Raw genomic sequence first — 13,753 nt, 5'->3', positions numbered from 1 at the left:
GAAAGCGTAGACGCTAAAATCCCCCTGTCGAGAAGACAGGGGGATTTCCCATTTATTATCCTTGCTTAGCTTGCAAGCGAATGACGTTCCACGATGCTTTGGCAAGCTGGCTTGTGACGCATCCATTGTCTAAGTGAGATTTACCACCGTGATGTGGCGTTATATTGTTTGGATTCAACTTGGTATTCACCGCTTTAAGGTCGTCATGCTCAAGAACGATATGCTCGATCAAGCTAACATCACCGAAGCTGCGGATATCTAGCTGCAATTCCATCGTTTCTGTAAGATGACGATTGACAGCAAAGATCGTAATTTGACCTGTCTCTTCGTTATATACACAAATGGATTCAAGATAAGGAACATCTGTATAATCCTTAGAATCGTACTTCGGTGAAGACGTGACAGAATGTAGAACGGTTCCTCTTCCATAAATTGAAGCATGAAGGAATGGGTAGTATGTTGATTGCAGCCACAGTGGTCCGCCTGTTTCTGTGGTAATCGGCGCGATCACGTTAATCAGCTGAGCGATGCAAGCCATTTTCACACGGTCCGCATGTTTCAATAATGTAATAAGGAAGCATCCGACAGCTAGTGCGTCTTCAAATGTATACACATCTTCAAATTCAGGTGGAGCAACCTGCCAGCGCTCTGATGCGCGGCTGCTGCCAATCGTATGCCATACATTCCATTCGTCTAAGGAAAGCATTATTTTCTTCTTGCTGCGTTTTTTAGCTTTCACATAATCGCAAATGGCTGCGACACTGTCAATGAATTGATCCAGATTTAGCGAAGTGGCAAGGAAATTTGCAGTATCGTTGTTATTGTTATTGTAATAAGCATGCAAAGACAAATAATCCACATTCTCATAGCTCAAATCAAGAACAGTTGCCTCCCAGTCTGCGAAAGTACTCATTCCGCTAGAGGAGCTGCCGCAAGCTACCAACTCAATGGTAGGATCTACCCATTTCATCACTTTGGCAGTTTCGTTAGCGAGGCGACCATATTCAACAGCCGTTTTGGTGCCGATTTGCCAAGGCCCGTCCATTTCGTTGCCTAAGCACCACGTTTTAAAGCGGTGAGGCTCTTTGTAGCCGTGAGAAATACGTAGATCACTGTAGTAGGAGCCGGATGGATGATTGCAGTACTCGACAAGATTTCTTGCATCGTCTATGCCACGTGTCCCCAGATTCACAGCCATCATGACCTCTGAACCGACCAGCTTCGCCCAATCGGCGAATTCATTCGTACCGATTTCGTTCGTCTCCGTTGTCCACCATGCAAGCTCAAGAAGTCGCTTACGATCTTTCTTCGGTCCCACACCATCTTCCCAATTGTATCCCGAAACAAAGTTGCCTCCAGGGTAGCGAATGATCGGCACTTGCAGCGCCCGAATCGTTTCAATGGCATCTTGCCGGAAGCCGTTAGCATCTGCCGTAGGGTGACCTGGTTCGTAAATACCGCCGTAAACAGCTCTTCCTAAATGTTCAATGAAAGATCCATAGACGCGAGGATCGACGGAGGCCTTAATGAAATTTTTATCAATGAGCATAGTTGAACGTAAAGACATGTGGTGGTTCCTCCTTTAAGGATTCATATATTTATAAATTCTGATTGAATTGATTTCTTTTATATTATGTATGATAATGGGTATATCGTTCAAGTGTAATCTTTAGGATTAACAAAATTACTAATTCTAAGAGGGGTTCCTAATGTATCTAAAAACGGATGCTGCATCACTTCAGGTTTACGAAGCTTTGGCGAGTGAAGTTCGCCTCAAGATTATAGATAAACTTTTCATAAAAGAAATGCATATTAAGGAGCTTGCTTCCGAGCTCTATCTCAGTAATGCGATTGTAAGCAGCCATGTCAACAAACTTGAACAAGCGGGTCTTGTAGGCAGTAAAATGAAACGCGTCAACGGCGGGACCTACAAGTTTTGCTACGTGAATACGGAATATTTGCAGATCAAGCTGTCTCCTGAAAGGAAAAATAGCTATAAAGAAGTGTCCGTCCCCATCGGACATTACACCGACTATGAAGCATGGCCGACCTGTGGCATTGCGACGACGGAGAAGATCATTGGCCACTACGATAATCCAACCTATTTTATGGATCCGGGCAGGGTAAATGCAGGAATTCTTTGGTTAGCCAAGGGATTTGTCGAGTATAAATTGCCCAATTACTTGTTAAAAGATCATCAATTAATGGAAATCGAAATTTCGCTGGAAATTGGCTCTGAAGCTCCGCAAGTGAATGAAAACTGGCCTTCCGATATTGATTTTACGCTCAATGGTCAGTTGCTTGGCACATGGACAAGTCCTGGCGATTATGGCGATACGCGAGGCAAATTGACGCCGGAGTGGTGGCATTCAGACGTGAATCAGTATGGTCTGTTGAAGGTTCTTCGCATTACGGAAAATGGGACGTACATTGATGGTCAGCGTCTATCTGATGTAAGCATCCGTGATTTGCGCGTAGACCCGACATATTGGACGTTTCGCATCAGCGCGGAGGATACGCGACGTGGTCGCGGGGGGCTTACACTTTTTGGTAAGGGATTCGGGAATTATGATCAAGATATTGTAATGAAATGTTACTATGACTAGGCTGCTATCGGGAGGAAATGAGCTGCGGCACAAAGGAGTTACGGGACAAACAAGGAATAAGTTATCAAGAAACATCACCTAGAACTGGCATCCGATTCTTGATTCGTATATGAAAGGGTGAAGAGCTCCGTGGAACGATTGCAAGAGCGTTTAACGCCGTTTTTGAAGGAATTGGTCGAGAAAGGACCTCCTGGCTGTGCTTGTACTGTTATGCAAAATGGTAAAGTTGTGTATCAAGAAAGCTTTGGATACGCGGATGTTGAACTGAAAAAGAAGATCGAAGCGGACACCATCTACCGCATTTATTCCATGACCAAGGTCATTACTTGTGCAGCTGCTTTAATGCTGTATGAGAAAGGATTGTTTCTTCTAAACGATCCGCTCGGAGACTACTTGCCTGAGTTTAAACATTCACAGGTGTTTCGATACAATGATTTCGGGGTTCGCACCACCTCTCCGGCAGCATCACCGATCCTGATTAAAGATTTGTTCACCATGACTTCTGGCCTTACCTACGGCGGGGACAACTTGGAAACCGAGCGCCTGACGCATAAGTTATTCCTGAATGCTCCCGCGATGGACAGACACTCCTTATTGAAAGAACTTGCCGCGATTCCGCTGGCCTTCGATCCTGGCACACATTGGAAGTATGGGACGAGTCACGATGTGCTTGGCGCATTGGTTGAAGTGGTATCTGGTCAAACATTAGGCGAATTTATGAAAAAGGAAATATTTGACCCGCTGGGGATGACGGATACTTCATTCCGTATTTCCGAAGATAAGCGTGATCGACTTAGCAAAATTTATAATCGCTCCGAGGATGGCGTGCTGACGGAGAATCACGATACAGATACGACCTATCAACCGGGATACGTATTTGATTACGGCGGGGCCGGCCTGCTGTCAACGATCGGCGATTACAGCAGGTTTACCCAAGCACTGGCCAATGGCGGCGAGTTGGATGGCGTGCGAATTCTGAGCCGGAAGACGGTGCAATTGATGGCAACGAATCACCTAAACCCACAGCTGCGCCAAGATTATAATTGGCCGCATCACAAAGGTTATGGGTATGGGCTAGGCGTACGAGTTATGGTGGACCCGGCAGCAGGTGGCTGTAATGGTTCAATTGGGGAGTACGGCTGGGCTGGTCTAGCTGGATCTTGGATGCTGATTGATCCGCAGGAACAACTGTCCGTCGTGTACATGCAGCAGATGCTGCCGAGTATGGAGCCGTATATTCATCCGCGGTTGCGAGCTGTTATTTATGGATCGATAACGTAACGCGTTGATATCAAGAAACATCATGTATTCTTTTGGTTAAAACAGGTCTGTTCTATGACTATCTAAGATAAAATAAGATGGTATATAGGCATGCTTGAGGAGGGATTGCGTGGATTGGTCGCGTAAAGAGTTAAAAAGCAGAGCAAAACAAGTACTCCGAACATCGTATTGGAAGGCATTTTTGGTTAGCTTGCTACTGGCCATCGTTGGCGGCGGGGTTCCGAGCTGCAACTGGAATTCAAACAGTGGCTCGTCATCGTCCTTTAATTTTGCTGACTGGGACCTAAGCATGGGAGATATTTCGGATGGTGTGGGTGCACTTATTCTCGCTATCATCGTGATTGTTGCGATCATAGCTGGTTTGACCGCGATCGCTTTTAGCATCTTCGTGCTTAATCCGTTTAAGGTGAATGCGCAGCAATATTTTAAACAAGCCTCTCAAGGCGATGTTGACATGCACAATCTTCTTTACGCATTTGGCAAAGGGAGATATCTAGGCACGGTTGCTGCTATGTTCTGGAGTGCGCTGCTTAATTTTTTATGGTACCTATTACTCATCATCCCAGGCATTGTAAAATCCTATGCGTACAGTATGGTTCCGTATATTCTGGGAGATAATCCGACGATCGGACGGAAGAGAGCCGTTCAGCTCAGCAATCAGATGACCCGAGGACATAAATGGCGGATGTTCGTTCTTGATCTATCGTTTATTGGGTGGTTTCTACTCGGTGCTCTAGCGCTCGGCGTAGGCGTCTTGTTTGTATTACCGTATTATAATACGACGAAAGCAGAGCTATATTTGGCTTTGCGTCAGCAGGCGATTTACGATAAATTGAGCACACCTGAAGAATTACATGTACCCATTTCATAGGAGCTGATGTGCGTGTCAATCCAGGCGGCGGTTAGTCCGATAAAGTCCAATGCAGCTATGGCTACGTCCAAACATTCGATCACGATGATCATGGGGATGTGGCTAATTATCGGTTTATTTATTGATGGCTTCGCCCATAACCATGGTGTGGTAGAAACATTTTTCACACCGTGGCACGGGATTCTGTACTCCGGTTACTTGGCTTGTGCCTTGTGGATTTTTATGATGGTACGCTCGAACAAAATAAAGAACCAGTCCAGCACCTGGATCGCGGCGATCCCTGTAGGCTACAAGCTTGGCATAGCGGGAGTTATCCTCTTCTTTCTTGGCGGACTTGGCGACATGTTCTGGCATACCATATTCGGTATTGAAGTGAATATTGAAGCCCTGCTAAGCCCGACGCATCTCCTTTTACTTGCGGGTGCCCTCTTAATTCTGACAAGTCCCTATCGTGCGATCAGCGCTGGTGAAAAGGGGACAGCCCCAACATTCCGCCAACTATTGCCGGCATTAACGTCCATTGTGCTTACCTTTACCGTGTTTGCTTTCTTCCTTATGTACGCTTGGTCTTTTCGTCAGAACTTATGGATGGCGAGGGATTATGATGCCGTTGCAAGAGCCGTCGTAGATTTCATGCTGACCACAATGATCCTTGTGATTCCAGTGATGTTTGTACTGCGGAGATGGAAACTCCCTTTCGGCACGGTTACGTTCTTCTTTCTGTTCGAGACGATATTCCTCGCGGTTCTAGACGGATTTCGAAATTACGGATCGATCATTATTGTGCTCATTAGCGGTGTGATCGGTGATGTATTATTCCGGGAGATCAAAGAGAGGGAAGTGACGGACTGGCGCTATAAGGCGGTATTCTTCGTTCTTCCAGTATTGATTTGGGGGCTGTATTTCGCAAACTTGAAATTATTTCATACCTTGGACTGGTCGCCAGAGCTATGGGGAGGAACGATATTCCTGTGCGCACTGACTTCACTTGGCTTAAGCATTCTTGCAGCGCCAGTTCCATCAAGCACAAAAGAATGAGATGGAAGCTATTGTCGATGATCGGCTTAACCGTTGTCGTAACGGCTTGTAGTTCATCTTCCACAACCACGATAGATATGCCCGATATGTCCGATATGTCTGGCATGTCAGGTATGACGATCTCGTCGTCATCAGCCACACATCAGCATACATCGGATGCACTTGCCCATTTCGCAATAGACTCACCGAACTATTTACCAAATGAGCTATCAAACATCACAATTCTAGTTCAAAATAAATGGAATCGCCCCATCGAGAAATTCGATGTAGTCCATGAGAAGCTCATGCACCTAATCGTGGTAAGTAAAGATTTGTCTTACTTCAACCATTTGCATCCCAGTTATGCTGGCGGTGGGCGCTTTGATGTACAAACGACGTTTCCCGCAAGTGGTTATTACCAGCTGATTGCTGACTATACGCCAACGGGACAAGGTGAAACGGTCCAGTCGCGATGGGTGACTATTAACGGAAAAGCGCCGAAAGAAGTTAAGCTTCTCCCCGATAAAAGCTTAACGAAACAAGTCGGTGACAAGGAAGTCACCTTGGCATTCGATCACCTCATGGCAGGCATGACGCTGGACATGGTATTCACATTTAAACAAGGTGCAGCGAAAACGCCTGTTACGAATTTACAGCCTTACTTGGGCAGCGCAGGCCATGTTGTCGCGATTAGCGAGGATGGCAAAGAGTATGTCCATGTGCATCCGACGGAGTCTGGGGCAACTTCGGGGCCTACCGCGGCGTTCAAGATTCTTTTTCCCAAAAAAGGGATCTACAAAATTTGGGGCCAATTTCAGCAGAACAACGAAGTTTTCATCGTTCCTTATGTAATTGAAGTAAAAATGTAATATAAAAGAAATATAACAGTCATCTGACATACATGTTAATCGCTTATAATAAAAGACGACCCCCTTTTAAAATATAAACCTTTAGACCCGCAGCCCGTTGCTGTGGGTCTCTTTTTGTTTAATTTTTGTGTGATATAATCGGAGTTACTACCGCAGCGTATGAACGGAGAGGCAGGAAAGACTTTGACAATGAACACAATTCTACTCATCGAGGATAATGAGCAGCTGCAGAAATACATAAGCGAATATGTGAGCGCATACGGATTTGACGTCCAGATGCTGGACAATTACGATGCTGTGCTGGAGACGATTGAGCAGGCTCAGCCCAGGTTGATTTTGCTCGATATTACACTGCCTAAGTTCGATGGCTTCTACTTCTTGAAGCTGATCCGCAAAAAGTATACGACGCCGATCATCGTCATTTCGGCGCGCAGCGATGAGAGTGAACAAATACGGGGCATCGAGTCCGGCGCGGACGATTACGTGACGAAGCCGTTTGCAATCGGCGTTTTGTTGGCGAAGATTAATGCTGTGCTTAGACGAACGGAGCAGCGTCCGCAAGCGACAACGAGTAACGAAATCAGCTTAGGGCCGCTGACGCTCTGCAGCGATACGATGAGGGTGAAGGTCAGCAATCAGTCCGCGGAGCTAACCAAAAATGAATTGCGTGTTCTGCGGCTCATTATGCGTAACGCCGGGCAAATCGTAAGCCGCGAGCAGTTGCTGGAGGAACTGTGGGACGATACAAACTTTGTGGATGATAATACGCTCACGGTTAATATGACCCGCGTGAAGAAGAAGCTTGCCGAGCTCGGGCTTGAGAACGCGATCCAGACGAAGAGAGGTGTAGGCTATGTCCTTGATGCAGCTTATAGCTCGAACGATTGATAGCGAGCGGAAGGCGATCATTTTCTACCTTGTCAATACAGCAGTCCTCATGCTTATTTATAATTTGATGCTGGATATGGCGGTTAGCATTGCTTATCCACTCTGCGTCAGCATCGTGATTCTCGTTGTTTATCTGGCTTTCAAAGCGAATGCCCTATACAGCTTTCACGTAACGCTTGATTCCGCCAAGGTCGGCACCGATTTCGAATATGAAGCGGAGAACGGCAAAGAGAAGCGGGTGTTTGATACCATTGTGGACATGCATGCGGCCTATCATGACAAGCTTGCCGAGCTGAACGAGAAGCTGGATGGCCGAAACGCCTTGTTCTCCAGGTTCATACATAATATGAAGTCGTCGCTTGCCGTTATTGAGCTTGCTTGCGCCAAGGAATCACCCGATGCGATAGCGGACATTGCACTGGAGAACGAGAAGCTGCAAACGAACATGGAGCAGCTATTGAACCTGCTTCGACTCGACGAGTTTTCGAACGATTACGTGCCGGAGCGTGTCGATCTGCTGGAGCTTGTGCAATACGTCATTAACGATAAGCGGCGCGAGTTCATTTATGCAAGTGTATTTCCGAAGCTTACAGGCAACTCTGTATATGTGTATACAGATCGCAAGTGGTGCGCCTATATGCTGGAGCAGATCATAACGAATGCCATCAAGTATAGTAAGCAGGGGCATAGTGTATACTTCGAAATTGAGCATGCTCACGAAGCGAACCGCACAGCTTTGATTCGAATACGCGATGAAGGCGAAGGAATTGAACCGGATGATTTGCCAAGAGTGTTCGAGTTATTCTTCACCGGTCGCAACGGAAGGAAAAGGCCGAATGCTACGGGAATTGGTCTCGCCATGGTGAAGCATATTGCTCGAAGATTAGGTCATGAAGTCAGCTTAACGTCGGAAGTCGGCACAGGCACAACGGTTACCTTTACTTTCCTTACAAAAATGTAAGATTAACGTAAGCTGAATCCATTTCTGTGATTCGGTTTTTTTTCTATGATGGAACAGAATGGAGGATGTGCACGATGGTAAACGAGATTATTGAGGTTGAACAATTAACGAAAATTTATAGATCATTCAAGGGCGCGAAGGAAGTCAAGGCGCTCGACGGTCTTAGCTTTACAGCGGGGAAAGGCGAATTTATCGGCGTAATGGGACCGAGCGGCAGCGGCAAAACGACACTGCTCAATGTGCTGTCCGGCGTAGACAACGCGACTTCAGGCGAGGTTTTCATCGATGGTAAACCGATCGCCAAGTTTAAAAAGGACGATCTGGCGCTGTTTCGACGCCGTCAAATCGGCTATATATTTCAAGACTTTCATCTGTTGGATAGCTTGACGTTGCGGGAAAACATTGCGCTGCCGCTCATTCTGGACCGGATGCAGCCGCAAGCCATCGATGCTCGTGTGGACGAGTTGCTTCACTTCTTCGGCATTGCCGACATTGCGGCGAAATATCCGTACCATGTGTCGGGCGGACAGAAGCAGCGCGCTGCGGCGGCGCGAGCGCTCGTTTCCGATCCTGCCGTCTGCTTCGCCGACGAGCCGACCGGCAATCTGGACTCGAAGTCAGCGGCCAACATTATGGACATGCTGACGCAGATGAATGAGGAGCGGGCAGCTACGATTCTAATGGTGACGCATGACGCTTTCGCCGCTTCTTACTGCAAACGAATTATTTTTATTAAGGACGGTCAAATTAATTTGCAAATTCAACGAGCAGGAGAAGATAGGGAAGCGTTCTTTGGTAAAATATTGGAAATTTTAAGTGTGATGAGAGGCGAAGCAGAGTGACATTCCGGCATATCGTTCTCCAGAACTTGCGATACAACTTCAAACGGTTTCTGTCCTATCTGTTCGTCAACAGCTTCGTTGTCGCAGTTCTGTTCATGTACGGCAGTCTGCTGCTTAACGATATTTTGGCGAAAGACGATGCGATGCAGATGGTATCACCGTTCATTGAGGTTGCAGCCTTTGCGATTATTTTGTTCAGTGTCGTCTTTGTCACCTACACCGGCATCTACTTCGTAACGTCGAGGGGCCGGGAGTTCAGTGTCTTTTTGACGCTTGGGATGACGACCCGCGACCTAATTCGAATGATTGTGATCGAGAGCCTCGTCATCGTTATAGGGTCCGTTACATGCGGCATCCTTGCTGGCTTGCTGTTTTCGAAGCTTTTCTATTTGATTTTAGGCAAAATACTAGGGCTGACGAAAGAGATTTATTTTATCGACTACAAAACCTTTCTGTTCAGCCTTGGCATATTTCTTATCGTCTTTCTGTGCAATCTGCTCTTTACAGCGTTGTTTGTTCGCAGGCTCTCGATTATTCAAATGTCCAAAGCGAGCCATACAAAAGGGGTTTCGAAGTCGCGGCCGGTCGTCGGTGGCATTTCGGCAATTGTATTTGCTTTTTCGATGTGGTTTTTTCACGCGGGCTTTACAGGCAATGACTTGCTCAAGGGACTGCTTGAGAAACATGGTTCACTCACCTGGATGATTGCTATACTGGCGCTAGCGCTATCACTCTATTTTACTATTGCTACATGCATTGATGTCTTACGAGTGGTATTTGCGAAATTCCCTGCTCTTTATAATCGCAACATCCTCATTTTATCGAATTTGTCGCACCGCTTTTACACATATAAAGTTTCGCTGTATGTCGTATCGGTACTTATCGCGCTAGCTATCTTCTTCTCGGGCTTCGGCTTATCGATGTACAGCTTTACGAAGAAGTCGATTGATGAATATATCCCTTACGACTACATGATTGAGACGAGCGGCGGCGACATAAATGCCGTAAGTTCGGAAGAGGTCAAAAAGATGGTGGAAAGAAGCGGCGGCACGCTACGTACGTTCAGCTCGCTTGAATTTATTCGCAACGAGGACTATCGGAAATCTCAGAATTGGTTCGTCCACTACGGCATAGATAGTATGATTATTAGCGAAACGAATTTCAATAAGCATATGGGGTTGTCAGTGGAGGTAGCGCCGGATGAGCTGTTACTCGTCTACAATGATAAAGCGGCTGCCGATAGTCCTATTAATTATGATTCCATTATAACGATTGAGCCGTGGCGTGCTGGAGTGGAGCGAGCGGAAGCGTTCCACAACGAACCGCCAACAGATGTGAAATCTTTTATGCAGTCTCTGGGCGATACGCCACGATTGACATATGAGCGGAGCAGAACACGCAGCATGTACGCAGCCTTCATGAACTCCTACGGCAACATCGAATTTGATGGCGTGATGGCCAACATCGTCGACGACAAGGTCTATGAAGAATTGCGGAAAGCCGAGCGCAACACCCTCTATTTGTTTAACCTGCAAAGCGGGAACGGACAACAGGTATTTGCGGGCATTCTGGATGCGCTTCGGGCTCATAACCATGCTGACAGCAGCTTGTGGGCAAAAGCGGATTCGCAGGCCGACAGCAAGGACAAGGCTGAACATTTGCGTCCGATCTATAAGCAAGAACGTTCTGAAGTGGCGTTCCTGATCGGCGGGTTTATGCTGTTCTCATTCGCGTTTCTAGGTCTGCTGTTTCTACTGTCGTCAGTTATCGTGCTGTATTACAAAATCGTCACCGGTATCGATGAAGAAAAGGAGAATATCGCACTGCTGCAGAAAATCGGTCTGCTGAGCAGCGAATGCAGGTCGTATTTGAGCAAGCATCTGGCGGTTTTGTTTTTTGCCCCGCTCGTCATTGGCGGCGTCTTGGGGTTGTTCTTCGTATATTTGCCTATGACGCTCACCGGCTACACCAGTTATCTCATGAGCCGAGTGGGCATTATGTATGGCCTGTTTGTGCTCATCAACATCTTATTCTACCTGTCGCTGCGGAAGAAGTTTATCCGTGAGGTTGGGTTGCTTCGGGTGAGGGGGTAGGGATTCTAGAGCGGTCTTTTTCCCCATCTATGGTACAATAAGCCGTATAAACAAAATAGGAGTGAAGAACAATGACTGCGTCCGTGAATGAGCAGGAGCTTTTACAATTCATTATCAATAAAACGAAGGCCGATCCGAAGCAAATTGAGCTTGTATTGAAGCATGAGAAAGCGTATATCGCCAAAGCTGAGCAAGGCTCGAAAGGCCCTGTAGATATTGATAGCGATGATCTGATCGATCATATTTTAAGCCGCTCCGATGTGAAGCTAAGTGAGCTTGCAGTGGATACGATTCTAGAAGCAGAAATGGAATACTTGATGAAGAACGGCATGGCTGGATATATCGACTAAAGCATGATCTGGGACCCTCACGTAGAGAACATCTATGTGGGGGTCTTTTGTTGTCACCGCCAATGACCGATAAGGTTAATCTAAAAGTTAATTGAATAACACGTATTGACTTTACTTCCATGCGATTGCATAATGAAATCAGGAATTACTACGTTATTTAATTAACTTATAAATTATCCATTTGGAGGTTTCCAACACAATGAGCAACCAACCGAGAGCTGAATACCCAAGACCACAATTTGTACGAGATAGCTGGGTTAATTTGAATGGTGCGTGGCAGTTTGATTTCGATGATGAGAACGTTGGTACGAAGATGAAGTGGCATAAAGGTGAGAAGGACTTCTCGCAGACGATTCAAGTGCCATTTGCTTTTCAAAGTCAATTGAGCGGCATTGGCTCCAACGCGTTCCACGATATCGTGTGGTATCGCCGCGAGCTTGAGATTCCGAAGGCTTTTGAGAATAAGCGTATTCTGCTTCACTTCGGCGCGGTGGATTACCTGGCATCGGTGTGGGTAAATGGAATCCTAGTCGCCACACATGAAGGCGGACATACGCCATTCCATGCGGATATTACGGATGCGCTTCAGGATGGCGGGAATACGCTCGTCGTGAAGGCTGTGGATTTTAGCAAAGACGTTACGCTGCCTAGAGGAAAGCAATACTGGAAAGCGGATTCCGCGAGCATTTTCTATACTAGAACTACGGGGATTTGGCAAACGGTGTGGATGGAGGCAGTTTCTGCTGATGCTCACTTAGCGAAGGTGAAGATGACGCCGGATATCGATGCGAAGCAGATTGAAATCAGCTATGACATCGAAGGTATTGACGCACAGTCCACATCTAATTACCAGCTGAAGGTTGATATTTCTTTTAAAGGCGAGATCGTCTCGGAAGATGTGTATGGCATTCGAAGCGGAACGGGCGCACGGAAAGTGCGATTGAACGATTTTAATGATCATGGACTTGGCGGTTGGTGGACACCGGAGAAGCCTAATTTATACGATGTCACTTTTACAGTGCTTGTGGATAACGAGGCTGTGGATGTGGTAAGCAGTTACTTTGGGATGCGTAAGGTTTCGATCGAAGATGGCAAACTATGCCTGAATAACCGTCCTTATTTCCTGAAAATGGTGCTGGATCAAGGCTACTTCCCAGATGGGAATTTGACGCCGCCGAGCGATGAAGCGATTAAGCAAGATGTCGAGCTTACGAAGGCGATGGGCTTCAATGGAGCTCGGAAGCATCAGAAGCTAGAGGATCCAAGATTCCTCTACTGGTGTGATGTGCTAGGACTTGTCGTGTGGAGTGAAGCCGCGAATGCGTATGAATACTCCGCTAAGTATGTGGGTCAATTTACGAAGGAATGGATCGCCTCGATGGAACGCGATTATAACCACCCTTCGATTATTGCTTGGGTACCGATCAATGAAAGCTGGGGCGTCCCGAACATTCAAATCGATAAACTGCAGCAGCAGCATGCTTTAACGATGTATCATTTGAGTAAATCGCTGGATCCGATGCGTCCTGTCATTTCCAACGATGGCTGGGAGCTTGTGACGACTGACTTATTCGCTATCCATGATTATGAATGGCGGGAAGAGGTGCTGAGCGACAGATACAGCTCCAAAGAGAAAGCCGTTCATGCGATGCCGGCAAATCGACGTTTATTTGTGGAAGGCTTCCCGTATCAAGATCAGCCTATCCTCGTCACTGAATTTGGTGGAATTGCGTTCAAGAAGAGCGATTGGGAAGGCTGGGGCTACTCAGGAGCAAGTAATGAAGAGGAATATGAGCAAAAGCTGCGCGCCGTCATTCGCCCCATGTTGAACTCGGGTGTCGTTCAAGGTTATTGCTATACACAATTGACGGATGTCGAGCAGGAGATCAATGGGTTGCTTACCTATGACCGCAAGCCGAAAATCCCTGTAGAACTCATCAAAGCGATTAACGATCGTAATTAATAGAAGAAGCCG

Annotated in this window: 12 protein-coding genes; 11 read left to right on the top strand and 1 reads right to left on the bottom strand. The window is 46.7% G+C overall.

Annotated elements, in window-relative coordinates:
• Positions 1-55: 55 nt before the first annotated feature.
• Positions 56-1,567: an arabinosylfuranosidase ArfA gene (gene arfA, locus AC58UX_RS07880; RefSeq protein ID WP_497251175.1), complete on the bottom strand. Its 1,512-nt coding sequence runs from the start codon at positions 1,565-1,567 to the stop codon at positions 56-58.
• 142 nt (positions 1,568-1,709) lie between these two features.
• Here arfA and AC58UX_RS07875 point away from each other — a divergent pair, with 142 nt between their 5' ends.
• The 11 genes from AC58UX_RS07875 (at position 1,710) to AC58UX_RS07825 (ending at position 13,741) form a co-directional block, all read left to right on the top strand.
• The gene (locus tag AC58UX_RS07875) at positions 1,710-2,606 is read left to right on the top strand and encodes an ArsR/SmtB family transcription factor (RefSeq protein WP_497251173.1); all 897 of its coding nucleotides are present in this window, start codon (positions 1,710-1,712) and stop codon (positions 2,604-2,606) included.
• A 129-nt stretch (positions 2,607-2,735) separates the two neighbouring features.
• Positions 2,736-3,887: a serine hydrolase domain-containing protein gene (locus tag AC58UX_RS07870; protein ID WP_497251171.1), complete on the top strand. Its 1,152-nt coding sequence runs from the start codon at positions 2,736-2,738 to the stop codon at positions 3,885-3,887.
• A gap of 109 nt (positions 3,888-3,996) precedes the next feature.
• Entirely contained in the window at positions 3,997-4,758 is a 762-nt protein-coding gene (locus AC58UX_RS07865; RefSeq protein WP_497251169.1) for a DUF975 family protein, read from the top strand.
• Between the two features lie 12 nt (positions 4,759-4,770).
• Positions 4,771-5,796 (top strand): hypothetical protein, encoded by a 1,026-nt coding sequence (locus AC58UX_RS07860; protein WP_497251167.1) that lies wholly within the window; start codon positions 4,771-4,773, stop codon positions 5,794-5,796.
• Positions 5,793-6,644 (top strand): DUF8832 domain-containing protein, encoded by an 852-nt coding sequence (locus AC58UX_RS07855; RefSeq protein WP_497251165.1) that lies wholly within the window; start codon positions 5,793-5,795, stop codon positions 6,642-6,644. Before AC58UX_RS07860 ends, AC58UX_RS07855 begins: the two co-directional genes overlap by 4 nt.
• A gap of 189 nt (positions 6,645-6,833) precedes the next feature.
• Entirely contained in the window at positions 6,834-7,532 is a 699-nt protein-coding gene (locus AC58UX_RS07850) for a response regulator transcription factor (RefSeq protein WP_497251163.1), read from the top strand.
• Positions 7,498-8,493 carry a sensor histidine kinase gene (locus AC58UX_RS07845; protein ID WP_497251161.1) on the top strand — a complete coding sequence of 332 codons (996 nt, stop codon included), beginning with the start codon at positions 7,498-7,500 and terminating at the stop codon, positions 8,491-8,493. Before AC58UX_RS07850 ends, AC58UX_RS07845 begins: the two co-directional genes overlap by 35 nt.
• Before the next feature lie 74 nt (positions 8,494-8,567).
• Complete coding sequence (locus AC58UX_RS07840; protein ID WP_497251159.1) at positions 8,568-9,335, top strand: ABC transporter ATP-binding protein; 768 nt, start codon at positions 8,568-8,570, stop codon at positions 9,333-9,335.
• Complete coding sequence (locus AC58UX_RS07835) at positions 9,332-11,428, top strand: FtsX-like permease family protein (RefSeq protein ID WP_497251158.1); 2,097 nt, start codon at positions 9,332-9,334, stop codon at positions 11,426-11,428. The genes AC58UX_RS07840 and AC58UX_RS07835 overlap by 4 nt, the downstream gene beginning before the upstream one ends.
• A 71-nt stretch (positions 11,429-11,499) precedes the next feature.
• Positions 11,500-11,778: a hypothetical protein gene (locus tag AC58UX_RS07830; protein WP_497251156.1), complete on the top strand. Its 279-nt coding sequence runs from the start codon at positions 11,500-11,502 to the stop codon at positions 11,776-11,778.
• A gap of 199 nt (positions 11,779-11,977) precedes the next feature.
• Complete coding sequence (locus AC58UX_RS07825) at positions 11,978-13,741, top strand: glycoside hydrolase family 2 protein (protein WP_497251154.1); 1,764 nt, start codon at positions 11,978-11,980, stop codon at positions 13,739-13,741.
• The last annotated feature ends 12 nt before the right edge of the window (positions 13,742-13,753 follow it).

The sequence above is a fragment of the Paenibacillus sp. J22P90 genome, from assembly GCF_059692195.1.
Note: the sequence above shows the minus strand (reverse complement) of the source record. Positions and strands in the feature narration are given on the sequence as shown.